This is a genomic window from Pannonibacter sp. CBAS1226 (genome assembly GCF_055685825.1).
Genome location: NZ_JBVOUO010000003.1, coordinates 378,756 through 403,105, shown reverse-complemented (window position 1 = coordinate 403,105; position 24,350 = coordinate 378,756). Strand labels below are relative to the sequence as shown.

General features: G+C 63.2%; 18 protein-coding genes. 4 read left to right on the top strand and 14 right to left on the bottom strand.

The genetic code is table 11. The features are described from left to right. Positions 1–90 precede the first annotated feature (90 nt). Positions 91–564 (top strand): hypothetical protein, encoded by a 474-nt coding sequence (locus AC0CMF_RS12020; protein WP_472481725.1) that lies wholly within the window; start codon positions 91–93, stop codon positions 562–564. 137 nt (positions 565–701) lie between these two features. Here AC0CMF_RS12020 and AC0CMF_RS12015 read toward each other — a convergent pair whose 3' ends face one another. Continuing rightward, positions 702–3,182 carry an ATP-dependent helicase gene (locus AC0CMF_RS12015; protein ID WP_374629692.1) on the bottom strand — a complete coding sequence of 827 codons (2,481 nt, stop codon included), beginning with the start codon at positions 3,180–3,182 and terminating at the stop codon, positions 702–704. Positions 3,183–3,558: 376 nt separating this feature from the next. Here AC0CMF_RS12015 and AC0CMF_RS12010 point away from each other — a divergent pair, with 376 nt between their 5' ends. Continuing rightward, positions 3,559–4,140, top strand: a complete 582-nt coding sequence (locus AC0CMF_RS12010; protein WP_058899353.1) for a trypco2 family protein — start codon at positions 3,559–3,561, stop codon at positions 4,138–4,140. A 72-nt stretch (positions 4,141–4,212) separates the two neighbouring features. Then, positions 4,213–6,084, top strand: coding sequence for a S1 family peptidase (locus AC0CMF_RS12005; RefSeq protein ID WP_122520474.1), 1,872 nt, complete (start codon positions 4,213–4,215; stop codon positions 6,082–6,084). Between the two features lie 155 nt (positions 6,085–6,239). Here the strand turns inward: AC0CMF_RS12005 and ligA are convergent, their stop codons facing one another. Next, entirely contained in the window at positions 6,240–8,399 is a 2,160-nt protein-coding gene (gene ligA, locus AC0CMF_RS12000; RefSeq protein ID WP_374629694.1) for an NAD-dependent DNA ligase LigA, read from the bottom strand. A 202-nt stretch (positions 8,400–8,601) separates the two neighbouring features. Here ligA and AC0CMF_RS11995 point away from each other — a divergent pair, with 202 nt between their 5' ends. Beyond that, entirely contained in the window at positions 8,602–8,835 is a 234-nt protein-coding gene (locus tag AC0CMF_RS11995; RefSeq protein WP_050474234.1) for a hypothetical protein, read from the top strand. 93 nt (positions 8,836–8,928) lie between these two features. Here the strand turns inward: AC0CMF_RS11995 and recN are convergent, their stop codons facing one another. From recN to murD, 12 genes are all read right to left on the bottom strand, one after another. Beyond that, positions 8,929–10,599, bottom strand: coding sequence for a DNA repair protein RecN (gene recN, locus AC0CMF_RS11990; RefSeq protein ID WP_374629695.1), 1,671 nt, complete (start codon positions 10,597–10,599; stop codon positions 8,929–8,931). A gap of 36 nt (positions 10,600–10,635) precedes the next feature. After that, positions 10,636–11,487 carry an outer membrane protein assembly factor BamD gene (locus tag AC0CMF_RS11985; RefSeq protein WP_094463249.1) on the bottom strand — a complete coding sequence of 284 codons (852 nt, stop codon included), beginning with the start codon at positions 11,485–11,487 and terminating at the stop codon, positions 10,636–10,638. 219 nt (positions 11,488–11,706) lie between these two features. Continuing rightward, entirely contained in the window at positions 11,707–12,660 is a 954-nt protein-coding gene (lpxC, locus tag AC0CMF_RS11980) for a UDP-3-O-acyl-N-acetylglucosamine deacetylase (protein WP_050474237.1), read from the bottom strand. Between the two features lie 260 nt (positions 12,661–12,920). Further along, the gene (ftsZ, locus tag AC0CMF_RS11975; RefSeq protein WP_472481722.1) at positions 12,921–14,720 is read right to left on the bottom strand and encodes a cell division protein FtsZ; all 1,800 of its coding nucleotides are present in this window, start codon (positions 14,718–14,720) and stop codon (positions 12,921–12,923) included. Between the two features lie 103 nt (positions 14,721–14,823). Continuing rightward, positions 14,824–16,140 carry a cell division protein FtsA gene (gene ftsA / locus AC0CMF_RS11970; RefSeq protein WP_050474239.1) on the bottom strand — a complete coding sequence of 439 codons (1,317 nt, stop codon included), beginning with the start codon at positions 16,138–16,140 and terminating at the stop codon, positions 14,824–14,826. Beyond that, a complete protein-coding gene (locus AC0CMF_RS11965; protein WP_174235472.1) occupies positions 16,137–17,024 on the bottom strand; it encodes a cell division protein FtsQ/DivIB in 888 nt (295 codons plus the stop codon). Before AC0CMF_RS11965 ends, ftsA begins: the two co-directional genes overlap by 4 nt. Before the next feature lie 14 nt (positions 17,025–17,038). Then, entirely contained in the window at positions 17,039–17,965 is a 927-nt protein-coding gene (locus tag AC0CMF_RS11960; protein WP_058900734.1) for a D-alanine--D-alanine ligase, read from the bottom strand. A gap of 329 nt (positions 17,966–18,294) precedes the next feature. Then, entirely contained in the window at positions 18,295–19,248 is a 954-nt protein-coding gene (gene murB, locus AC0CMF_RS11955) for a UDP-N-acetylmuramate dehydrogenase (protein WP_058899348.1), read from the bottom strand. After that, positions 19,245–20,663: a UDP-N-acetylmuramate--L-alanine ligase gene (murC, locus tag AC0CMF_RS11950; RefSeq protein ID WP_050474241.1), complete on the bottom strand. Its 1,419-nt coding sequence runs from the start codon at positions 20,661–20,663 to the stop codon at positions 19,245–19,247. Before murC ends, murB begins: the two co-directional genes overlap by 4 nt. Beyond that, a complete protein-coding gene (murG, locus tag AC0CMF_RS11945) occupies positions 20,660–21,778 on the bottom strand; it encodes an undecaprenyldiphospho-muramoylpentapeptide beta-N-acetylglucosaminyltransferase (RefSeq protein WP_058899347.1) in 1,119 nt (372 codons plus the stop codon). The genes murC and murG overlap by 4 nt, the downstream gene beginning before the upstream one ends. After that, positions 21,775–22,947, bottom strand: coding sequence for a putative lipid II flippase FtsW (ftsW, locus tag AC0CMF_RS11940; protein ID WP_058899346.1), 1,173 nt, complete (start codon positions 22,945–22,947; stop codon positions 21,775–21,777). Before ftsW ends, murG begins: the two co-directional genes overlap by 4 nt. Then, positions 22,947–24,347: a UDP-N-acetylmuramoyl-L-alanine--D-glutamate ligase gene (gene murD / locus AC0CMF_RS11935; protein ID WP_058899345.1), complete on the bottom strand. Its 1,401-nt coding sequence runs from the start codon at positions 24,345–24,347 to the stop codon at positions 22,947–22,949. The genes ftsW and murD overlap by 1 nt, the downstream gene beginning before the upstream one ends. Positions 24,348–24,350: the final 3 nt, after the last annotated feature.

Sequence of the window (24,350 nt, the reverse complement as noted above, 5' to 3'; positions counted from 1 at the left end):
AGAAAAGAACGAGAAATAATTCATTAATTTCGCATTAACCTTTGCCATTCACTGTTCATTATATTGCAAGCAAAAGGAAAGGCTGCAATCATGATGTCCATTGGTGCATCGGGCATTCAGTCTCCCCAGCAGTATTTTCAGTCCAAGCTGACGGAGCAGGTAAGTTCCGGAGAAATCACGTCCAGCGACATGGACGCAATGCTTTCCGCGTTGGAAGCAATTGACAGCGAAATGGGGCCTGGCGGCTCCGCGCCATCAGCTCCGCCCAGCCAGGAAGAGATGCAGGCAAAGCTTGAGAGCCTGCTGTCTGAACAGGTGGAAGCCGGCACGCTGACACAGGACCAGGCGGACGAACTGGCGTCCCTGTTCGAAAGCGGTGAAATGGCCCCTCCCCCGCCTCCGGGCGGCAGCGGCGGCATGCCGCCCATGACCGAAGATGATGACACCACTGAGGACATTCTGGCGAAACTGCTGGAAGAACTTCAGACAAAGACCGGCTATTCAGCGTCCGGAACAAACACGGTAGCGTCTTCCACATCCCTTATCGTCGACTATACCGCCTGAAACTCAGCATGCGGCGTCAATAACAGGGGCAGGGTTAGGCCAGCGCATGACAGGGCGCTGGCCTTTTTTCTGCTGATCCGGCGTACGGCGCCTGATCCACGACAAGGCGCGATTCGTCGGCATCGAAAAACTTGGCGTCAATGCCGCTCGACGAAACTGTCGATCACCCGCTTCTCGCCGGCCTTCTCGAAGTCGATGGTCAGCTTGTTGCCCTCGATGGCCCGGATCGCGCCATAGCCGAACTTGATGTGGAACACCCGTTCGCCAATCTCGAACTCCGAGGGCTTGTCCGCCACGGAGCGGGCCACCAGTTCGCCCTCGATGGTCAGCGGCCCTTGCGCCCGGCTGCGGGCAGAGCGCATGTCGCCACGCCGCCCGTAATCCTCGCCGCCCGCCCGCGCCTTCTGCGCCCGCTGCCAGCCCGGCGTCGAATAGGTGTTCTGGAAGGCATCGCGGCTGTCGAAGCGTGACACGCCGTAGCTGTTGCCGCCGCCATAGCCGCCGCCGCTGTAGCCGCCATAGCGGCTGGAGCTTTCGACCACCTCCACATGATCCTCCGGCAGCTCATCGAGAAACCGCGAGGGAATGCTCGACTGCCAGGAGCCATGAATGCGTCGGTTGGAGGCAAACCAGATCTTCGCCCGCTGCCGTGCCCGGGTGATTCCCACATAGGCAAGCCGCCGCTCCTCTTCCAGCCCGGCCCGGCCGCCGTCGTCCAGCGCCCGCTGATGCGGAAAGAGGCCCTCTTCCCAGCCCGGCAGGAACACCGTGTCGAACTCCAGCCCCTTGGCCGAATGCAGCGTCATGATGGAGACGGCATCGGCCGCCTCGGCCGAATCCCGGTCCATGACGAGGGCGATATGCTCGAGGAACCCCGGCAGGGATTCGAACTCTTCCATGGAACGGGTGAGTTCCTTGAGGTTGTCGAGCCGGCCCGGCGCCTCGGCGGACTTGTCCTGCCGCCACATGGCCGTGTAGCCGCTCTCGTCCAGAATGATTTCCGCCAGTTCCGAATGCTTGACGCGGGTGAGCTGCGCCCGCCAGCGGTCGAGATCCGCCAGCAGATCCGTGAGCGCCTTGCGTGCCTTGGGCTTGATTTCCTCGGTACGGCACAGCTGCGTTGCCGCTTCGATCAGCGGAATGCGCTGCGCCCGGGCCAGTTCATGCACGATCTTCAGCGTCGCCTCGCCAAGGCCGCGCTTCGGCGTATTGACGATGCGCTCGAATGCCAGATCATCGGCCGGCTGCACGACGCAACGGAAGTAGGCCATGGCATCACGGATTTCGAGCCGCTCATAGAAGCGCGGGCCGCCGATGACCCGGTAGTTCAGCCCCAGCGTGATGAAACGGTCTTCAAATTCGCGCATCTGGAAGGACGCGCGCACCAGAATGGCGATCTGGTTGAGCGAATGCCCCTTGCCCTGCAGCGCCTCGATTTCATCGCCGATGGAGCGGGCTTCTTCCTCCGAATCCCAGGCGGAAGCGACCGTTACGGCTTCGGCTTCCGGGTCCTTGTCGTCGGTGAAGAGCGTCTTGCCAAGCCGTCCCTCGTTGTGGGCGATCAGATGCGAGGCCGCACCGAGAATATGCGCCGTGGAGCGGTAGTTCCGCTCCAGCCGGATGACGAGCGCGCCGGGAAAATCGTGCTCGAAGCGCAGGATGTTGTCCACCTCCGCCCCGCGCCAGCCATAGATCGACTGGTCGTCGTCACCCACGCAGCAGATATTGGCATTGCCCTGCGCCAGCAGCCGCAGCCACAGATACTGGGCGACGTTGGTGTCCTGATACTCATCCACCAGCATGTAGCGGAAGCGGCGCTGAAAATCCTTCAGCACATCCGGCTGGGTCTTGAACAGGGTGATGCAGTGGAGCAGCAGATCGCCGAAGTCCGCCGCATTGAGCACGGACAGCCGGTCCTGATACTCCTCGTAAAGCTTGCGCCCCTTGCCATTGCCGAAGGAGCGTGCCTCGCCTTCCGGAATGTCCTTCGGCGTCAGGCCACGGTTCTTCCAGCTGTCCACCTGTGCGGCAAACATGCGCGCCGTCCAGCGCTTTTCATCCAGCCCCTCGGCCTGGATCACCTGTTTCATCAGGCGCAGCTGATCGTCGGTGTCGAGGATGGTGAAGCTGCTCTTGAGGCCCACCAGCTCCGCGTGGCGGCGCAGGATCTTCACGCAGATGGAGTGGAACGTGCCGAGCCACGCCATGCCCTCCACGCCTTCGCCCACGTAACGGGCGATGCGCTCCTTCATCTCGCGCGCCGCCTTGTTGGTGAAGGTCACCGCAAGGATCTGCGAGGGATAGGCCCGGCCGCTCGCCAGAATATGCGCGATACGGGTTGTCAGAACCCGGGTCTTGCCGGTGCCAGCTCCTGCCAGCACCAGAACCGGCCCGTCGGCGCTTTCCACCGCCAGCCGCTGTTCCGGGTTGAGGCCTTCGAAATACTCCGGCGCCCCGCCCTGCTGGCCAGCCCCCTGCCGCGCCGCCAGAGCCCGCGCCGCAATGCCGCCGCCCTGCGGCCTGTGGGCCGCAACAGGCGCAGATCCCGGCCCAAACCCGGCATCATACTCAGCGTCAATATCGCTCCAGTCGTCGGAAAAACCGGGAGGCACAGTCATTCATCCAGCCAGGGTTCGGGTGCATTTCATGGAGAACAATATAGCAACAATCACGGCAAGAGCGAGGCTTTGAGGGGAATATAATGGGGGAAAGGGTGCCTCATCAGAGGCCCGCTCAAACCTGTCGCCCTTCCAAGGCCGCCGAAATGCTGGGCCGTCTCACGCTTGGATTGCAACGAATCTTATCGAGACGCTGCAGTCTTGCGTAGCCGGAATCAAGGCGGCAGAGGAACGTTCTGTTCCTCAAAAGTCATAAAAGCCTGCTGCATCAGAGATTTGGTCACCTAGCAATCAAAAGGTTGCAAAAATTATGTATCACAATTAAATTCTGATAACTTTACGGAAGATTGGCACTCTACCGGCATGGAGGAAGCCCATGCAAAAATTCAGAGCCTTTCGGATGGCCATTTGTCTTGCTATGGCTCTCGCAACAGTGCCAACAGGTGTTCTGCATGCGCAGGAACAGACTGGCGTCGTCCTAAATCGACTGCTAGCCGATACTCGCGATACACTGATCCGGGTGAAGCGTGACACCGACGGCACACTGAAGCTGAAACAAGCAACCTTGCAGTTGCAAACCAGCCTGCAAAGTGAAGCAAGTGGCAAGATCAAGCTCGTCGTCGTATCTTTCGGCAGTTCTGTTGCCAGCGAGGCTGTACAGACCCTGAAGCTGGTGCTTGCACCACCCGGCGATGGCGACACCACGAAGGTGTCCTCAACCTCTGACGGCCTCGCTGAGGCAATTCTCGCCGGCTACACCGCAAGCCTTGGTGCGCGCAACGCCACGCCGCCCCTGCACCTGAAAGAACTGCAAACCAAGGTAAAATTCGTCGTCAAGGCAGAGGCTGGCGCAAGCGGTGGCCTAGTGTTCTTACCCGTTACTGTCGATCTGGCGGGCAAAGTTGCCTCCAGTAACATTCAGGAGATCGATCTGGTCTTCTGCGTTGATCGCTGCTGAGCAAAGGAACCGCATCGACAGGCCTGCACTGACGGTAACGGGCAACAACCGCAGCACGCATGGAGGGCAACCATGAATGTTACCACCAGTTTGAAGCCGAACTGCGACCATTGTGCAAAGACTGACCTGCGGCACCGGTTCGCTCTAGCCGCAGCCTTCTTCCTGACACTCGCATTTTTCTGCCAACCTGTAGCAGTGAAGGCCCAGCCAGCCTGTGGCACAGAACTAGGATTAGACTTCGGCCATCCGCAACTGGGCCAAAGTGAATGGCGGGATCTTGCCCATGCCTTGCTGAGAGTGGAGAACGGCACCAGTAATGGCACAGGCCATGGCACAGCCTTCCTAATCGACAATAAACGTGGAATTTACCTCACTGCCGCCCATGTAGTCGAGGTGATTGAAGCCGGAGAGATGTCAGCCAACGGCCGTGCCCCGCTTGCCGGGCGCAATCCTATGCTGGCCAGAGACCCGCTGCCGCTCCGTGTCCTTGCCAAAGTCATGACAGAAGCACCGCAGGGTCAACTTCACCCCTTGCATGAGGACTTTGCAGTTCTGCAACTCATCGATCCGACACCAGTTACTAGCATCACGCCGTTCGAACTGGCATTCGAGCGGCCGGGCCGCAGCACTGGTTTCAGATTCTACGGCTATGGCCTGTCGAATTCGCAGGACTTGACACCACGAGCTTCTGCTGTGCCACAAAATTTCGATCCCCATTCGCCAGCTCCCTTGTACCGGCTCGCTGGTGAAGTGCGCGAAGGCGATAGTGGAGCTCCGGTCTTTGATGACAAAGGTATCGTCTACGGCATTGTCATGGGAGCGCAAGGACACAACTTCGCGCTGTTCCATCCTCTGCAGCTCTATCTCGAGCATCTGTTCGCCCTGCAGCCGCCCCCCGGCGATGACAGGCTCGATACGACCGCCTTCGCCGAGCAAAGCTTGGAGCAGCGCCGCAGCAGCCTGACCCTAATGCTCGACGCACGCCCACGCTCCAATCGCATCACTAACATAGCTCTGGTAAACTTCATCGCTGAACTGGATCGCACGGGCAGGCTGCTGGAGATCCCGGCGGAACTAATTGACTGTCCGCTCTACTATGCAGTCAGCGAAAGAATGATCACCCAGCACGCATTGCCGCTACTGAATCATCGCGTCCGCATCAAATACACCAACCTGTCCCCGGCGATGACTGTGCAACAAGCACTACGTCAGGCACAGATCCTGGAGCAGAGTGGAGAGATAGCCGAAGCATCAGCCTATTTTACCGTAGCCGCTGAAGCCGCTAGCGCCCAGGTGGCTGCGATCGCCAGCAGGCCAACCGGACAGAAGGCGCTTTTCGCATCGATCGGCCGTGCCAAAGCATCCACAGATTCAACCACCGGCTGGCTGGCCTCCGACGGAGCGGGCACACCGGTTGAGTACTTAACGCTGCTGGAAGACACTATGTCTAGCCTCAATGTACCCGCCGGAACGCCAAACCTGGCAATTGCCCAACTAGATTCACGTCGGCTGACTGGATATGGTTCCGACAGCTTTGCAGTCAGTCTCCACGACTATTCACTGGCGTTGGCTGGTCAAGCGCGCATGGCGCAACAACTGCAACTGAACGAGTTCGACAGCACCGCTTCGGCGGCTTTACGGGCCGCGACACTGTCAGCGGCAGTGGCGCATAATCCAAACTGGCAAACCCGTGCCCTCGACACGCTGGCCACAAATGCTCTCACCTTTGACCAGCCAGACCTTGCCAGCCGCGCCTTCGCAGAGTTATGGGCACGCGGCATCAAGAACAAGGCCGTGCAGCAAGGCTTCGAAAACAGTACCGCACTAGCGCCTGCATCGCCCAACCGGTCTCTGACCATCCGGCAGGCCACAGGATTGAGGCCTATCGACATGCTTGGCCTGTCGAGTGGCCGGGTAGCACTGGAACGGCCGGGTGGAAGCTGAAGAAATAGCAGGCCAACCAGCTAAGCCGCAGGTCCATCACTTTCGAGCAAAATTTGACACAGAAGGGCCGACGCAGCTCCGCCCCAGAGAACAGAACTGGATGGCACGTGGAGTAAATGCCGCTGGCGCGAAGCTTGGGCCTTCGATGATCTCACTCACCCGCCAACCAGATCGAACCAGCCGTCTTCCGTGATCACCTCGATGCCCAGATCCTGGGCCGTCTTGAGCTTGGAGCCGGCGCCGGGGCCAGCCACCACGAGATCGGTCTTTTTCGAGACAGAGCCGGCCACCTTGGCGCCCAGCCGTTCGGCCATGGCTTTTGCCTCGTCGCGGGTCATGCGCTCCAAGGAGCCGGTGAAGACGACGGTCTTGCCTGCAACCGGCGAGCCTTCGGCGCTGATCTTCTCGGCGTCCTGCGGTGTCACTTCGGCCAGAAGCGCGGCAAGGGCCTCCCGGTTATGGTCTTCCCCGAAGAACTGCACCACCGCCTCGGCCACGGTTTCGCCGATGCCGTCGATGGCATTGAGCTCTGCCCAGGCCTCGCTGCTGCGGTCTTGCGCGGCTTCCATGGCTGCGGAGAAGGCTGAGAAGGAGCCATAGGCGCGGGCGAGAAGCTTGGCGTTGCCCTCCCCCACGTGGCGGATGCCGAGGGCAAAGATGAAGCGGTTGAGATCAATGCGGCGGCGGGCGTTGATGGCCTCGAACAGATTCTTCGCAGAAACGGCACCCCAGCCTTCACGGTTGCGCAGCTTGGTCAGCGCCAGCTTGTCACGCGCTTCCAGCGTGAAGATCTCCGCCGGACTGCGCACCAGCCCCTCGGCAAAGAAGGCGTCGACCTGCTTGTCGCCAAGGCCCTCGATGTCGAAGGCGTTGCGCGAGACGAAGTGCTTCAGCTTTTCGGAAGCCTGCGCCGGGCAGACGAGGCCACCAGTGCAGCGGCGCACAGCATCCGGGCGGCCGGTCTTCGCATTGATCTCCCGCACCGCATGGCTGCCGCAGGCCGGGCACACATCGGGGAAGACAAAGGGCATGGCATCTGCCGGGCGGCGTTCCAGATCCACCGCAATCACCTGCGGGATCACGTCGCCTGCGCGCTGGATCTGCACCGTGTCACCGATGCGCAGGTCCACCCCGCCCCGGATCGGCTCGCCATCGGTGCCGATGCCCTTGATGTAATCCTCGTTGTGCAGCGTTGCGTTGGAGACAACGACACCGCCCACAGTCACCGGCTCAAGCTTGGCAACCGGCGTCAGGGCGCCGGTGCGGCCGACCTGAATCTCGATATCGCGCAGGATCGTATAGGCCTTCTCCGCCGGGAACTTATGCGCAATCGCCCAGCGGGGCGAGCGGGAGACGAAGCCGAGCCGCTGCTGCAGGTCCAGCCGGTCCACCTTGTAGACGACCCCGTCAATGTCATAGCCAAGGCTGGCGCGGTCTTCCTCAATGCCGTGATAGACGGCCAGAAGCTCCTCGACGCTGGAGCAGCGGACCATGCGCGGGTTGATGGCAAAGCCCCAGTCGCCGAAACGGCGCACCATGTCAAACTGAGTGTCACAGGGCACCTCGCTCATCTGCCCCCAGGCATAGGCAAAGAAGCGCAAGGGGCGCGAGGCGGTGATCTCCGGGTTGAGCTGGCGCAGCGAGCCGGCCGCCGCATTGCGCGGATTGGCGAAGACCTTGCCGCCGTTGCCGGCCATGCGCGCATTCAGCGCCGCAAAGTCGGCATGGGACATGTAGACTTCGCCGCGCACCTCCACCACCTCCGGCACACCGGCAGGCAGTTCATGCGGGATATCGGCGATGGTGCGGGCATTGGCGGTCACGTTCTCACCCACCGAGCCATCACCACGGGTGGCGGCGCTGACGAGGACGCCCTTCTCGTAGCGCAGCGACAGGGACAGCCCGTCAATCTTCGGTTCGGCCGTGACAGTAAGCTCGCCCATCAGCGGATCGAACTTCAGGAAGCGGCGGACGCGGCCGACGAAATCGCGCACATCCTCATCGGCAAAGGCATTGTCGAGGGAAAGCATCGGCACCGCATGGGTGACCTTGCCGAAGCCATCGGCAGGCGCAGCCCCCACCCGTTCGGACGGGCTGTCCGAGCGCATCAGCTCGGGAAAGCGGGCCTCGATGGCGGCGTTGCGCTGGCGCAGGGCATCATAATCCGCATCGGAAATGACCGGCGCATCCTCGCCGTGATAGCGCGCATCGTGGAAGGCGATCTCACCGGCAAGCCGCTGCAATTCGGCTGCGGCCTGCTCGAGCGTCAGAGCCTCGACGGCGGTGTTGGCGTTGGAGCTGTCAGTCCCGGTCATGGCTGTCATCCGCAATGCAGCGGTCCCGCCTCAGCCGCAGGACCGCAAAAAAATCAGAGCCGGGACGGAACCGGAAGCAGGGCTGCCGAGTTCTTCTCCCGAACAGACCAGCCAAGCCCCACGGGGGTCTGAGTGGTCTGAAGGCCGGATGCGTCAGCATCCCAGCGCCTTGGTATTAAAGCCAGAAGAAGGAGAGGCCAAGATGCCCGCAGACAACAATTCAGCAAAGCTTCGTCCCGGTAGCAATGCAGGTTGGTTTGTGGCAGGCGCCCTCGCCGTGGCTCTGGTCGGCGTCGCGCTTTATGCGGCGGAAGGCGGTTTCGCCAAGCAGGACAAGGCCGTGATCGAGCTGAATATCCCGAATGTGGGTGATGGCAAGATCGAGCTGCCCAAGCCTCAGGAAGGCCCGATGACAACGCCGACGACGCGGGAGTAATCCCCGTACAAGGCAGAGACAAGACACTCCAAGTCAGGTGAAATCCCCCCGCACCTGACCGTCATGGCCCACGCTCCACGCAAGCCCCCCAACTCAGCCCGGAGCGTGGGCCATGAGCTTTTCAGCCGCCGCACGGGCTTCATCGGTGATGACGCTGCCAGCCAGCATCCGGGCGATTTCCTCGCGCCGGTGCGCATCATCAATCGGGGTGATGCGGGTGGCCACCCGGTCCTCGGCAACCGCTTCCTTCGAAATCAGGAAATGACCATTGGCGCGGGCCGCCACTTGCGGCGCATGCGTCACCGTCAGCACCTGCACGGAGCGGGCAAGCCGCGCCAGGCGCAGACCGATGGCCTCGGCCACGGCACCGCCCACGCCCGTGTCAATCTCGTCGAACACCAGCGCCGGAACGGAACCGCTGTCCGCCAGGGACACCTTGAGCGCCAGCAGAAAGCGGGACAGTTCGCCGCCTGAGGCAACCTTCATCATCGGGCCGGGGCGCGTGCCGGGGTTGGTCTGGACCCAGAATTCCACCGTATCGACACCGCTTGCCGACCGGTTCTCCGGGTCACTGGTCATCTCGACGATGAAGCGCGCCCGCTCCAGCTTCAGGGCCGGAAGCTCGGCGGCAACAGCCGCCTCCAGCGCACGGGCGGCCGTGGCACGGCGGGCGGAAAGGCTTGCAGCAAGGCCATCAAAGGCCTTGCGCGCCGTTTCAGCGGCCGCCGCCAGCGCGTCCAGCTTTTCCTCGCCTGCATCCAGATCATTGAGGTCTGCCGCCATTTTCTGGCGCAGGGCCGGCAGTTCATCCACCTGAACGGAGAACTTGCGGGCCGCAGCGCGCAGGGCAAACAGCCGCTCCTCGGCAGATTCCAGTTCACGCGGATCAAAATCCGTCTCGCGGATGGCAGCTTCGAGACCCGAACGGGCTTCCTCGAGGTTGTCGAGCGCTGTTGCCAGCGCCGCCACCGGGCCGGAGAGCAGCTTCGGCGCCTGATCGGCCTTGCGCTCCAGACGGCGCAGCAGACTGGACAATTCCGGGATCGGCGACGCGCCGCCGTTCAGCGTTTCATAAGCCTCGTTGAGATCGGTGGCGATCTTTTCCACCTGCATCATCTCGGCCCGGCGCAGCGCCAGCGCCTCTTCCTCGCCCTGCTTCGGGTCGAGGGTCTTCAACTCATCCACGGCGGAGCGCAGGAAATCGGCTTCGCGGCGGGCAGCCTCAATGCGGGACTTGTGATCGCGCAGCGCCTTCTCCGCCTTGCGATAAGCGGAATAGGCAGCTTCAACCGCCGTCAACTCGCCCTGCAGCACGCCAAAGGCGTCCAGCAACAGGCGGTGGCTTTCAGGATCTACGAGCGCCCGCTCGTCATGCTGGCCATGCACCTCGACCAGCATCTGCCCCGCCTGCCGGAGCAAACCGACGCTGACGGGCTGGTCGTTGATGAAGGCCCGGCTGCGGCCATCGGCCGTCTGGATGCGGCGCAGGATGACATCGCCATCGTCGGGCACGTCGTTTTCGCGCAGCAAAGCGCGAACGGGATGGGCGCCCGCAACATCGAAGACGGCGACCACCTGCCCCTGCGCCTCGCCGTGGCGCACAAGCCCGGCATCGCCCCGCCCGCCAAGGGCAAGGGTCAGCGCGTCAAGAAGGATGGACTTGCCCGCACCGGTTTCACCGGTCAGCACAGTCATGCCGCCGGAAAACTCGATGTCGAGCCGGTCGATGAGGACGATATCGCGAATGGACAGCGTCGCCAGCATGTGAAATTGCCCCGCCCTGATGACCCGGAATCCGGATCAGAACACACTCACCCCCTGGAAGGCGCGGCTGATCCAGCTCGACTTGTTCTCGGAGGGCTCATATCCGCCCTTCTGCAACAGCGAGAAAGCGTCCTTGTACCACTGGCTGTCAGGATAATTGTGACCGAGGATAGCCGCAGCGGTCTGCGCCTCGTTCACCACGCCCAGCGCGTAATAGCCTTCGGTCAGACGGAAGAGGGCTTCCTCGACGTGGCGGGTGGTCTGATAATTGATCACAACCGTCTTGAAGCGGTTGATCGCCGCGATGTAGTTGCGCCGCTCCAGATAGTAGCGGCCAACCTGCATTTCCTTGCCCGCCAGCTGATCTTCCGCCATCAGCAGCTTGGCCTTGGCGTCCGGCGTGTATTCGCTGTTGGGATAGCGCTGGATCAGTTCGCTGAAGGTCTGAGCCGCCTGCTCGGTGATCTTCTGGTCGCGGGTGATGTCCGGGATCTGGCGCTGATAGGACTGGCCTTTCAGATACAGCGCATAGGCCGCATCTTCACTGCCCGGATAGAGCGTGATGAAGCGGTCGGCTGCATTGATCGTCTCGGCGTAGCGGCCCAGCGAGAAATTGATGTAGGCAAGGTTGATCAGCGACTTCCGGGCGTACTCGGAATAGGGGTAGGTCTTGTCGACCTCGGAGAACTTCTTGCCGGCATCGCTCAGGCGGCCTGCATTGCGCAGCGCCAGGCCCTCGTTGAACAGCACTTCGGCCGGGGTATCGTCCAGCGCCAGGTCGTCATCGTCCTTGGATGCGCAAGCCGACAGGGTCAGTGCACATACCAGCATGATCGAGCCAAGAAGGGCAGTCTTTCTGCCGGAACGCTTGCCAGCCTCTGTTGCCATGTTTCGCAGCACGCCTCACCACTCCTTGCCCGAGTTATGCATGAGCCCCCTGCCCAGGGGCCACAGTCCGGTTACCAAACACGTTCCACGCTAAGGCTTTTAGCGGAACCGGACGGCATTCGTCACGCCGTGTGTCGTCTTTTTTGAGCTTTTTTGTGACCGTAGACAAAGAGCGGGCGCCTCTCGGGCGCCCTCACTCGAATGACTTGTGCAAAAAACTCAGGAAACCTCAGGGCCGAAGGCTGCAGCCGCCAGGCCGGAACGCTCGACATTGCCATGTTCGCGCCATGCCGGAGCCTCGACAATTTCGAACACATCCTGCCCGGTCTTGCTGAACAGTTCAGCCAGAATGGCCACATTCATGCGGTGACCGGCCTTGTAGGAGCGGTAGAGGCCGAGAATCGGCAGCCCGGCCAACGCCAGATCACCAACCGCATCCAGCGTCTTGTGACGGACGAATTCGTCAGCCCAGCGGGTGCCTTCCGGGTTGAGTACCCGGTCGTCGGCCACGGCGACGGAATTTTCCAGCGACGAGCCACGGGCAAAGCCCATCGCCCACAGCTTCTCGACTTCCTTGACCTGCCCGAAGGTGCGGGCCCGCGACACTTCCTTGCGGAACACATCCGGGGTCATGTCGCTGGCAAAGGTCTGACGGCCGATCAGCGGCGTCTCGAATTCGATGGTCACCTCGAAACGGGTGCCGGAATAGGGCAGAAGCTCGCACCAGGCGCCATTCTGCTCAAAGCGGACCGGCTTCTTGATTCGCAGATAGCGGCGGCCACGGTCGAGGCGCTTCAGGCCCACCTGGTCGATGGCTTCCACAAAGGCGGCCGCGCTGCCGTCCATGATCGGCATTTCCGGGCCGTCCATTTCGACGATGACATTGTCAACGCCGAGGCCGCGCAGGGCTGCCATCAGATGCTCCACCGTGGACACGCCGTTGCGGGCAGGATCAGCCATCACGGTGCAAAGCGCCGTCGCCGTCACATGATCCCAGCGGCCCGGAATGTCCGTCTGCAGATCGTCGCTCACGTCCGTGCGGTGGAAGACGATGCCCGTTCCAGCATCTGCGGGCAGAAGGGTCACCGAGGCCGGCGTGCCCGAATGGACGCCAATGCCTGTCAGTGTCACCTGATCCGCCACAGTGGTCTGGAAATCAAGACGGTTGGTCATTCGGGTCTGCCTATGCCGGTGCCACGGTCGGAGTGTCATTCCGAAAACTGAAATGACTTTAGCTACCGTGCGTTAACGCTTCTGGAACTGGCAGCACAATAGCCCCGGAGAGGCCAAGTCCGAAATAAAGCTTTATTACGGTTTGTAACGCGAATTACGGCATCAACATATTGAATTCGCTACGGAACCCTCCAGACACAAGGAAACGGCCTGACACATTCCGTGTCAGGCCGTCCAAGGGAAGAAGGGTCAGGGGAGACTCAGTTCGACTGACGGCGCAGGAACGCCGGAATCTCGAGCTGGTCTTCCTCGCTGTGCACCTGCGGACGCGCCGGAGCGCGGCCCTGCATGTCGAGCTGACCGGCAGCACCGGCCGGGCGGCCCTGCTGGGCGGGAGCCATCTGTGGCATGCGCGGAGCCGGACGCATCTGCGGCTGGGGAGCGGCAGCCGGAGCACGCGGGGTCATGACGGGAGCAGCCTCATGCGCGGCATGCTCGTCATGATCTTCGCGGCGGGACAGACCGCTGGCCAGACGGCGCAGCAGACCCATCGGACGGCGGTCGTCGCCATGCTCTTCCATGTCGAGCGCGGGCGCTGCCATCGGCTGCGGCGCGGGAGCGTGAGCCGCCGGGGCAACAGCTTCGGGGCGCTGCGGCTGACGGGCCATCAGCTCACGCTGGGCGATCGGCGGGAAGTCTTCCACGCGCGGCATGCGCGGGGCAGCCATCGGCTGTTCGGCCGCCGGGGTCTCGAACGGAACCGCGGCCTGGACCGGCTGCTGAACCATCGGCTGCAGCGGAGCTGCCGGCATTTCGGCCTGGACCGGAGCGGGGATTACGGCTTCGGCTGCGGGACGAAAGGATTTGGCTTCCACAGCCTCGCTCACCTGAGCGGCCGGAGCCGGCTCGTTGATCGCCAGTTCACGCTCAAGGCTGGCCAGAGCGCGGGAAGCTGCATCCTGCTGGAAGCTGGTCACGGCCGGACGCTCAACGGGACGCTCGGGCTGACGCGGAGCGGTGTTGATGACCGGACGGGCGACAGGCTCGGTCTTCGGTGCCGGAATGGCATCGAATTCACCGTTTCCCATCAGCAGTTCCTTGTCGATGCCGGTGGCGACGACGGAAACGCGGATGATGCCGTCCATGCTTTCATCGAAGATTGCGCCCAGGATGATGTTGGCGTCGGCGTCCACTTCCTCGCGGATGCGGGTGGCTGCTTCATCGACTTCGAACAGGGTCAGGTCGTTACCGCCCGTGATCGAGATGAGCAGGCCCTTTGCGCCCTTCATCGAGGTCTCGTCGAGCAGCGGGTTGGCAATGGCCGCTTCGGCTGCCTGCTGGGCGCGGTTCTCGCCCGATGCCTCGCCGGTGCCCATCATCGCCTTGCCCATGCCGCGCATGATCGAGCGCACGTCGGCAAAGTCGAGGTTGATGAGACCTTCCTTGACCATCAGGTCGGTGATGCAGGCCACGCCCGAATAGAGCACCTGGTCAGCCATCGCGAAAGCGTCGGCGAAGGTGGTCTGGGCATTGGCGATGCGGAACAGGTTCTGGTTCGGAATGACGATCAGAGTATCGACATTGCGCTGCAGTTCCTGGATGCCGGCTTCGGCGATGCGCATGCGGCGCGCACCTTCGAACTGGAACGGTTTGGTCACCACACCTACCGTCAGTATACCCTGGGCGCGAGCCGCCCGGGCAATGACGGGGGCAGCGCCCGTACCGGTGCCACCGCCCATGCCGGCGGTGATGAACACCATGTGCGAGCCGGACAGGTGGTCATTGATTTCGTCGATGACCTCTTCGGCAGCAGCGCTGCCGACTTCCGGCTGGGAGCCGGCGCCGAGGCCTTCGGTGACAGCCACGCCCATCTGGATCAGGCGTTCTGCGTGGTTCATGGCAAGAGCCTGCGCATCCGTGTTGGCTACGACAAAGTCGCAGCCCTGCAGGCCGGCCGTGATCATGTTATTGACGGCGTTTCCGCCCGCGCCGCCGACGCCGAAAACCGTGATCCGCGGCTTCAGCTCCTGAATGTCGGGCATCTTCAGGTTGATGGTCATTCTATCCTCGCGACCCTAAAGGAGCACCCGGTTCTCGGGGGCTCCGCATTCTTCCCTTTGAAGTTCGCCGTTTCCGGCAGTTTCCCCTGACGCGGATGCCGCGTCAGAAGCTGTCCCTGATCCACTGGCCGACACGGGCCAGGTAACCCGTGCTGCCGCCCCATCCAGACCGCCTGTGTTTCGGTTGAAACTGTTCGATCTGGGAGACCTGCGGATAAATCAGCAACCCGACCGAGGCGGCGAATGCCGGCCCCTTGGCTGCATCCGGCAGTCCGGCCACCCCGAGTGGCCGTCCAAGCCGGACATTGCGGCCGATCACCCGGCGCGCAACTTCACTCAATCCCGTCAGCTGGCTCGCCCCGCCCGTGAGGACGATCTGCTTGCCGACGCGCCCGGCAAAGCCGGAGGCCGTCAGCCGGTCACGGACCAGCTCCAGGATTTCCTCTACCCGCGGACGCACGACCCGGATAAGGGCCGAGCGCGGGATCTGGTTCGGAAGGTCACCTTCCACCGGCGGGATCGTGAGCATCTCACGGTCATCCACGCTGGTCGGCAGGGCCGAACCATGAAGGGTCTTCAGACGCTCGGCGTCCGAAAGGCGCATGGCAAAGGCCCGCGCAATGTCAGTCGTCACATGCTGGCCGCCAACGGCAATGGCATCCAGATGCACCATCTGCCCCTCGACGAAAACGGACAGTGTCGTGGTGCCGCCGCCCATGTCGACGCAGGCAACGCCCAGTTCGGCTTCGTCATCCACGATGGTGGACAGGCCGCTGGCGTAAGGCGTCGCCACCAGCGTCTCCACATGCAGGTGGCCGCGGTTGATGCAAAGCTCGAGATTGCGGACCGGCGGCACTTCCGTGGTGACGACCTGCATGTCGACGCCCAGCTTCATGCCCAGCATGCCGCGCGGATCGCGGATGCCACGGTTTCCATCCAGCGAATAGGAGATCGGCAGCGCATGATTGACCGCCCGGCCTTCCATCACCGTATGCGAGGACCCGGCCACCAGAACGCGCTGGATATCGGCTTCGCTCACCGCATCACCGGCCAGCGGCACGGTGGCGCTGAAGATCTCGCTCTGCAGACGGCCGCAGCTGACGTTGGCAATGACGGATTCCACCGTCACGCCGGCCATGCGCTCGGCTGCATCCACGGCCAGGCGGATCGCCTGCTCGGCTGCGTCCATATCTACGACCACGCCGGACTTGATCCCGCGCGAGCGCTGGTAGCCGTAGCCCAGAACCTCGATGGCATGGGACCGGCCGGCCAGAACGGAACCTTCGGCACGCGGGGTCAGCTTGGCGATGAGGCAGCAGATCTTGGTGGAGCCAACATCAAGCACGGACATGACAACGGCGCGGCGCCCCGGAAGGGGGCGCATGCGCGGCAGGTAGAGGGTGGAACCGGTGCGGCTCATGTGTTGGCACCCCCTCTTGCAACTTTCTTGTTTCCATCCAGCGCGTCGCGGCGGCGCTGCGCGGCTTCATCCGTCAGACGCACCACCACACGGTCGGGCAGGCGCAGATCGATGGCGGCAATGTCGCGGGCCAGAATGGCGCTTTCCTTGTCCATCTTCACAAGGGCAGCCAGCGCCGTGGCCGGATCTTCTTCCGGCAGGCGGATGGTGATGCCGTTCTCGAGCATGAGATCCCAGCGGCGCTGACCGATGAGATAAGCGGCGCGCACACGCGGGCGCAGCTCCGGCTCACTCTCAAGCGCCTTGAGGATTTCACCTGCGCGGGTCTGGGCCCCGTAGTTCACCACGAGCAGCAGATTGGCGTAGCGCCCATCCACATCGTCGGTGATCACTTCGCCCTGCTCGGTCACGATGGACACGGTATTGCCGCGCTGCCACAGGGCGTAAGGCACCCACTCGTCGATCGTGACCTTCACCGTGTTCGGGTAAAGCTTCATGACCGAGGCGGACTTGACCCAGGGGTTCTGCTTCAGGCGCTCGCGCGCGGCATCCGCATCGAAGAGCACCAGCGAATCACCCTCTTCCAGCGCGAGAGCATCGAGGATCTGATATTCGGCCACTTCACGCTGCCCGGACAGCTTCACCGCCTCGACACCCAGACCGGCCGCGCTGATGAGAGACTGCGCCACCATGCGCCCATGACCGCCCAGAATGACACCATACGTGATGGTGGCAGCCAGGAAGGCCACGGCAGATACGGTGCCGGTCCAGCGGGGAAGATCGGCAAGCCAGCCCGCCTGCCGCCAGATGGGACGGCGCCGCAGCCGCGGGACACCACGCCCGCGCGGCGCCAGCTCCGCTTCCAGCGGATAAGCACTGACCATCCCGGCTTTGCGCCTCAGCGAGAGCAACTTGCGTCCTCCACCATCCAGGTGACGAGATCCCCGAAATCACGGCCAGTGTAGGCGGCAAGTTCCGGAACCAGCGAGGTTGGGGTCATTCCAGGTTGAGTGTTAACTTCCAGGCAGATCAGGGTACCCGACCCATCCGGACGCTCATCGAAGCGGAAATCCGCCCGCGAAACACCCCGGCAGCCGAGCGCACGATGCGCTGTTAAGGTAAGTTTCTGTACTTCTTGGTAAATAAAGGGTGAAATTTTCGCAGGAAGGATGTGAACAGAGCCACCTTCCGCATATTTCGCTTCAAAATCGTAGAAACCGTGCCCTTTTGGGACAATGTCGATAACTCCAAGCGCCTCATCTCCCATCACCGCGCAGGTCAGCTCGCGGCCAGGAATGTAGGTCTCGCACATCATTGTGTCCGGATATGGCCAGTCATCGCGCGTCAGCTCCTGCGGCGGATGCAACTGGTCTTCCTTAACGATCAGCACGCCGAAGCTGGAGCCTTCGTTAATCGGCTTGATCACATAGGGCGGGCGCATCGGGTGCTCATGCCCCACATCCCGCCGGTTGATGATCAGATGTTCCGTGACTGGCACCCCATGCGCCGCCATCACGGCCTTGGCCTTCACCTTGTTCATGGCAAGGGCAGAGGCCATCACGCCGGAATGCGTGTAGGGAATGTTCAGGATCTCGAGGAGGCCCTGGATGCAGCCATCCTCGCCGAAGGGGCCATGCAGGGCATTGAAGGCCACATCCGGCTTCAGTTCGGCCAGACGGGCTGCGATGGAACGGTCAACATCGACGCGCGACACCCTGAAGCCGCGCGCTTCCAGCGCATCGGCGCAGGCATTGCCGGACGAAAGGCTCACCGGCCTCTCGTGCGCCCACCCGCCCATCAGTACCGCGACATGCTTACCCGTCATTTCCACCGACTCACTCAAACAAATGTGAGCCCCTAAGATGCTGCCCAAATTGGTAAGGAAACGTTAACCAAGCCGTTAAGGAATGCATTAACGTCTTGTGGCCTGCACAGTGTGATTCAAAAGCAACAGCGGCGGGGTCCGAGGCTGTGGAAATCCTGTCCGGAGCATGAACTGCGTGCGGATGGCCATGCGGGAGCGAGATTCTGCGCAAGCCTTTGCATTGCGTCTCACCCTCGCCGCTCTGCAAGCGAGTGGTTCCCGGATCTCAGCTTCGCTTCAGCCGGGACGACACCGAGTATGCGTTGGGCTTCGCCTCTATCCGCCCACCCTCAATCCAGGAACGGACTGATTTCTTCGCCGGGGAGGAACTGCCCGAGGCGTTTGATCTCCCATTCGAGTTCAACACCCGAATGCTCGCGCACGCGGCGGCGGACGGTTTCGCCCAGAAGCTCCAGATCATGACCCGTTGCCGTGCCGGTGTTGATCATGAAGTTGCAATGCATTTCCGACATCTGCGCCCCGCCGACGGTCAGCCCGCGGCATCCGGCAGCGTCGATCACCTTCCAGGCGGAATTGCCCGGAGGGTTCTTGAAGGTGGAGCCGCCGGTCTTCTCGCGGATCGGCTGCGCCCGCTCACGGTGAGCAACCACTTCCGCCATTTCGGTACGGATCTTCGCCTCATCCTCCAGCGGCCCCTCAAAGACCGCGCTGGTGAAGACAAGACCGGGGGCTGCAGAACTGTGACGGTAGCTGTAGCCCATGTCCGCGTTGGTCAGCACATGGCGCGCGCCCTTGCGGTCAATCGCGGTCACTTCCACCAGACGGTTGCAGGTTTCCGTGCCATGGGCGCCAGCATTCATGCGCAGCGCGCCGCCAATGCCGCCGGGAATGCCGGTGTAGAAGGCAAAGCCACCGATACCGGCGTCTGCAGCGGCTTCCGCCAGCCGCTTGTCCGGCACCGCAGCGCCCGCACGGATGCGGCCGCCGTCCAGCACCTCGACAGCGCCGAAGCCGCGTGCGCCAAGACGGATCACCACGCCTTCAATGCCCCCGTCCCGCACCAGCAGGTTGGAGCCAAGGCCGATCGTGAGCACCGGGATTTCTTCCGGCAGAACGGACAGGAACTGCGCCAGATCCTCTTCGTCTGCGGGCTGGAACAAGAGCTGCGCCGGGCCGCCTGCCCGCAGCCAGGTGACGGCGGACAGCGGCTGATTGGCCGTCAGCTTGCCGCGCAAACCCTCGAACCGGGAGCCGAGGCTTGCCAGAAGATCGGGAAAGCTCACGCCCCCTCTCCCTTGCCAAGGGCCTCCAGCTGGCCCGGCAGCGCATGCGCCCACTGGGTGATGTTGCCAGCACCGAGGCAGACAACGTAGTCACCCGGCTTGGCAAGGTCCGCAATGACACCGGCGAGAGCCTCCGGCCCCTCCAGCGCGATGGCGGAGCGGTGGCCGTGGGTCTTGAGGTTGGAGACGAGACTGTCACGGTCGATGCCTGCGATGGGCTGCTCACCGGCCGCATAGACAGGAGCCACGATCACCGTGTCCGCATCGTTGAAGCAGGTGGAGAAGTCCTCGAACAGGCTGGCGAGGCGGGAGTAGCGGTGCGGCTGCACCACGGCGATCACCCTGCCCTTCGCCGATTCCCGCGCGGCCTTCAGCACGGCGCGGATTTCCACCGGGTGGTGGCCATAGTCATCGAAGAACTCGGCGCCGTTCCAGGTTCCCGTGTGGGTGAAGCGGCGCTTGACGCCGCCGAACCCGGCCAGCCCCTTGCGGATGGCATCGGCGGAAATGCCCAGACGGTTCGCCACCGCAATGGCGGCCGTTGCGTTGGAAACATTGTGCAGCCCCGGCATGGGCAGCACCAGATTATCCATGACCTCGCTTGCGCCCGAGCGGCGGTTCTGCAGGATGACGCGGAAGCTCGACTTTCCACCCGCCATGGACACATCGGCAAAGCGCACATCCGCCTGCGGATTGGCGCCATAGGTGACGATGCGCTTGTCCTCGATCTGGCCGACGAGCGTCTGCACTTCCGGGTGGTCGAGGCACATCACGGCAAAGCCGTAGAAGGGCACGTTCTCCACGAAGTGGCGGAAGGCCGCGCGCACCCCGGCAAAGTCGCCGTAGTGGTCGAGGTGCTCCGGATCGATGTTGGTGACGATGGCGATATCTGCGGGCAGCTTGACGAAGGTGCCGTCGCTTTCGTCCGCTTCCACCACCATCCATTCGCCATCGCCCATGCGGGCGTTGGTGCCATAGGCGTTGATGATGCCGCCGTTGATCACGGTCGGGTCCATGCCGCCCGCCTCCAGCAGCGCCGCCACCAGCGAGGTGGTCGTCGTCTTGCCGTGGGTGCCGCCGATGGCAATGGCCTGCTTGAAGCGCATCAGCTCAGCCAGCATTTCGGCACGGCGGACCACCGGGATCAGCTTCTCGCGGGCGGCGATCAGCTCCGGATTGTCGCGCTTGATAGCGGAGGAGACGACCAGAACTTCAGCACCGCCAAGGTTTTCCGCCTTGTGGCCGATGAAGACCGGAATGCCCTTCTCGCGCAGGCGCAGCACATTGGCGCTCTCGGACATGTCCGAGCCCTGAACGGTGTAGCCGAGCGTGTGCAGCACTTCGGCAATGCCGCTCATCCCGATGCCCCCGATGCCGACGAAATGCACCGGCCCCAATTCACGCGGCATCTTCATGCGCGGTCTCCTTTGTCTGTTGTGTTTGCGCCAGCGGTCTCTTCCACCAGATCGGCAAGGCGGGCAACCGCATCGGGCTTGCCCTGCCCGCGCGCGGCGGCGGCGGCGGCTTGAAGGGTGGATGGCTCATCCATGAGCCGGGTGAGTTCTGCGGCAAGGCGCTGCGGCGTCAGATCCTTCTGCGCCACCGGCCAAGCCCCGCCCACAGCTTCCAGCACGCGGGCATTGTTGCTCTGGTCCTGATCCAGCGCATTGGGCAGCGGCACGAGGATCGACGGGCGGCCGATGACGGACAACTCGCTGACGGAGGACGCGCCGGAACGGCAGATGACAAGGTGCGAAGCGGCAATCCTCGCCGGCATGTCGCGGAAGAAGGGCGCAAGCTCCGACGAGAGCCCAAGCGCTTCGAAGGCGCTCTTCACCCGGTCCATGTCTTCCTGCCGGCACTGCTGCACCAGCTTCAGCCGGGCGCGGTGTTCCGGGGACAGAAGCTTCACCGCTTCCGGCATCACGTCCGAGAAGAACCGTGCGCCCTGTGAGCCGCCGAACACCAGGAGGTGAAACGCGCCGCCTGCCTGTGGCACCGCATAGGGCACGCTGGCGGCTTCCACCACCGGCGGGCGCACCGGATTGCCCGTCTCACGGATCTTCGGGGCAAGCGCTGCATCCGGATTGACCAGCGTCAGGCTGGTGGCGACACGGGTGACGCCCTTGGCCAGCATCCGGTTGGCCCGGCCCATCACGGCATTGGCCTCGTGCAGGATCGACGGCACGCCCGTCAGCCGCGCAGCCATCATCGGCGGAAAGGTGGGATAGCCGCCAAAGCCGACGACAACGGCAGGCTTGATCTGCCGGATGACACGGCGGGCCTGCAGCGTGCCGCGCGCAAGGCTCAGAACCGTCTTGAGCAGGGCAACGGGCGACTTCGAGCGCAGGGTTTCGGAGGCGATGATATGCACCTCCCGCGCAGGAAAGCTGGTGCCGTAGCGGTCGGCCCGCTCGTCCGTCGCCAGATCCACGGTCCAGCCCCGCCGCACCAGCTCATGCGCCAGCGCTTCGGCAGGGAACAGGTGACCGCCGGTGCCACCGGCCGTCAGGAGAATGGTCTTGCTCATTGAATACCCGGCTGAATGAGCTGCGACGTCGGCACACGGGCCACCGTCACGCTGTCACTGTGCAGCGGCCGCGGCTTGCGGCGCGACAGGGCCAGAATGAAGCCCGCCGTCAGCGCCGTCGAAAGCAGCGAGGAACCGCCGTAGGAAATGAAAGGCAGCGTCATGCCCTTGGCAGGCATGAGGTTGAGGTTCACCATCAAATTGATGGTCGCCTGCAGGCCGAACATCAGCGTCAGCCCGGCCGTCGCCAGCCGCGAGAAGGCATCCTGGTCCCGGCCCGCATTGCGCAGGCCCCGCAGGATGATGAAGGCGAAGAGCGCCACCAGCAGCATGCAGACGATGATGCCGAATTCCTCGGCCACCACGGCAAAGATGAAGTCGGTGTGGCTGTCCGGCAGCCCGCGCTTGACGATGCCCTCTCCCGGCCCCTTGCCGAACCAGCCGCCCGAGAGGAAAGCCTCACGGGCGCGGTCGATCTGATAGGTGTCGCCGGAATCGGGATCGAGGAACCTGTTCACACGCGTGGTCACGTGCGGCAGCAGGAAGTAGGCCGAGGCAAGACCGGCAACGCCCACCCCGCCCAATCCGATGATGGCGATCCATGGCAGGCCGTTCATGAAGAACAAACCGCCCCATACGAGGCCGATCAGCATGGTCTGGCCGAAGTCGGGCTGCGCCACCAGCAGCGCCGCGCACATGGCGAAAAGCAGGGCGGACAGAACCATGCCCGGCACTTCGCGGCGGCGTCCGCTTTCCGACAGCAGGAAGGCGACCAGCACGACGAAGGCAGGCTTGAGGAATTCGGAGGGCTGCACCGAGAAACCGGCAATGTTGATCCAGCGGCGGGCACCCTTCACTTCGGCGCCGACGAAGAGCGTCGCAACTAGAAGCGCAAGCGACACGCAAAAGAGCAGCAAAGCCCCCCGGCGCACCATCCGCGGCGACATCAGCGAGACGCCGAACAGCACGACGACCGCCAGCGGCAGGAACATGGCCTGCCGCTTGACGAAGTAATAGCTCTCCACACCGATGCGCTCGGCCACCGGGGGACTGGCCGCAAAGGACAGCACGACGCCGCCGATCATGAGCAGGACGAAAAGCGCGAGAAGGATGTGGTCAACCGTCCACAGCCACTCGGCCAGCACACCACGATCAGCGCGAGAAACCATCAGGCATCCTCCGTCTTTTCCGGCACCGCCAACAGGGCCCGGACGCTTTCGGCAAACGCATCACCACGCACTTCAAAATTCGGATACTGGTCGAACGAGGCACAGGCCGGAGACAGCATGATCACCTTCTCGGCCTGCGGATCGAGCGCGGCATCCGCCGCCGCCCGCTGCACCGCCACGTCCAGCGTGCCGCTGATCTCGTAGGGCACCTTGCCGTCCAGCGTGCGGGCAAACTCCTCGGCCGCCTCGCCGATCAGATAGGCCCGGACAATGCGCGGGAAGAACTCGCCCAGCGGCTCAATGCCGCCCGACTTCGGCTTGCCGCCCGCGATCCAGTAAAGCCGGGGATAGCTCGCCAGCGCCCAGGCCGTGGCATCCGCGTTGGTCGCCTTGCTGTCATTGATGAACAGCGTGCCCTCATGGCGGGCGATGATCTGCATCCGGTGCTTGAGGCCAGGGAAGCTCTCAAGCCCTGCAGCAAGCTCCTGCGGTGCCACGCCAAGCGCCAGCAGTGCAGCACAGGCCGCCGCCGCGTTCTGGGCATTGTGCTGGCCGCGAAGCGACGGTGCACGCGACAGATCGGCAATGACCGTCTCTACGCCCTTGTCCGCGCAGATCAGCAGGCCATCACGGGCAAAGACGCCATGGGTCTGCGTCTGATGGCCGGAAATGCGGCGCACATCGTGCCCGGCAGCTTCCAGCCGGTCCGCGATGGCAGCACTCATTTCATCATCCACGCCGACGATGGCGGTGCGGGCCGCAGCAACGAGCCGCTCCTTGATGCCGGCATAGTTCTCCATGGTCCCGTGCCGGTCGAGATGATCCGGCGACAGGTTCATGTGAATGCCGGCCGTCGGGGCGAGACCGGGAGCAAGATCGATCTGATAGGACGAGCACTCGATGACATAATGCCGGTGCGGCGCCAGAGGGGCGAGGTCGAACACCGGCGTGCCGATGTTGCCGCCCATCTGCACGTCGCGGCCCAGCGACTTCAGCAGATGCGTGGTCAGTGCCGTTGTGGTGGACTTGCCATTGGTGCCGGTGATGCAGATGACAGGGGCGTCCGGGCACACGAGCGCCCGTTCGCGCGAAAACAGCTCGATGTCGCCAATGACTTCGACGCCCGCCTCACGTGCGAGCTCCACCGTCCAGTGCGGCTCGGGATGGGTCAGCGGCACACCGGGTGACAACACCAGCGCCGACAGCCCCTTCCAGTCGAGTTCGGCCAGATCGCGGGCCTCAAGACCTTTGGAACGGGCAAGATCATTGCGCGCAGGCGCATCGTCCCAGACAATGACATGCGCCCCGCCTTCCTTCAGCGCCAGCGCACTGGAAAGGCCCGAGCCGCCAAGCCCGAAGAGCGCTACCTTTTTTCCCTTGAAGCAGGTGACCGGGATCATGAC

Bases quoted from the DNA above. Each gene is read 5' to 3' on its own strand.
- AC0CMF_RS12020 (WP_472481725.1), top strand. From the start codon at position 91: ATGATGTCCATTGGTGCATCGGGCATTCAGTCTCCCCAGCAGTATTTT.
- AC0CMF_RS12015 (WP_374629692.1), bottom strand. From the start codon at position 3,182: ATGACTGTGCCTCCCGGTTTTTCCGACGACTGGAGCGATATTGACGCT.
- AC0CMF_RS12010 (WP_058899353.1), top strand. From the start codon at position 3,559: ATGCAAAAATTCAGAGCCTTTCGGATGGCCATTTGTCTTGCTATGGCT.
- AC0CMF_RS12005 (WP_122520474.1), top strand. From the start codon at position 4,213: ATGAATGTTACCACCAGTTTGAAGCCGAACTGCGACCATTGTGCAAAG.
- ligA (WP_374629694.1), bottom strand. From the start codon at position 8,399: ATGACCGGGACTGACAGCTCCAACGCCAACACCGCCGTCGAGGCTCTG.
- AC0CMF_RS11995 (WP_050474234.1), top strand. From the start codon at position 8,602: ATGCCCGCAGACAACAATTCAGCAAAGCTTCGTCCCGGTAGCAATGCA.
- recN (WP_374629695.1), bottom strand. From the start codon at position 10,599: ATGCTGGCGACGCTGTCCATTCGCGATATCGTCCTCATCGACCGGCTC.
- AC0CMF_RS11985 (WP_094463249.1), bottom strand. From the start codon at position 11,487: ATGGCAACAGAGGCTGGCAAGCGTTCCGGCAGAAAGACTGCCCTTCTT.
- lpxC (WP_050474237.1), bottom strand. From the start codon at position 12,660: ATGACCAACCGTCTTGATTTCCAGACCACTGTGGCGGATCAGGTGACA.
- ftsZ (WP_472481722.1), bottom strand. From the start codon at position 14,720: ATGACCATCAACCTGAAGATGCCCGACATTCAGGAGCTGAAGCCGCGG.
- ftsA (WP_050474239.1), bottom strand. From the start codon at position 16,140: ATGAGCCGCACCGGTTCCACCCTCTACCTGCCGCGCATGCGCCCCCTT.
- AC0CMF_RS11965 (WP_174235472.1), bottom strand. From the start codon at position 17,024: ATGGTCAGTGCTTATCCGCTGGAAGCGGAGCTGGCGCCGCGCGGGCGT.
- AC0CMF_RS11960 (WP_058900734.1), bottom strand. From the start codon at position 17,965: ATGACGGGTAAGCATGTCGCGGTACTGATGGGCGGGTGGGCGCACGAG.
- murC (WP_050474241.1), bottom strand. From the start codon at position 20,663: ATGAAGATGCCGCGTGAATTGGGGCCGGTGCATTTCGTCGGCATCGGG.
- murG (WP_058899347.1), bottom strand. From the start codon at position 21,778: ATGAGCAAGACCATTCTCCTGACGGCCGGTGGCACCGGCGGTCACCTG.
- ftsW (WP_058899346.1), bottom strand. From the start codon at position 22,947: ATGGTTTCTCGCGCTGATCGTGGTGTGCTGGCCGAGTGGCTGTGGACG.
- murD (WP_058899345.1), bottom strand. From the start codon at position 24,347: ATGATCCCGGTCACCTGCTTCAAGGGAAAAAAGGTAGCGCTCTTCGGG.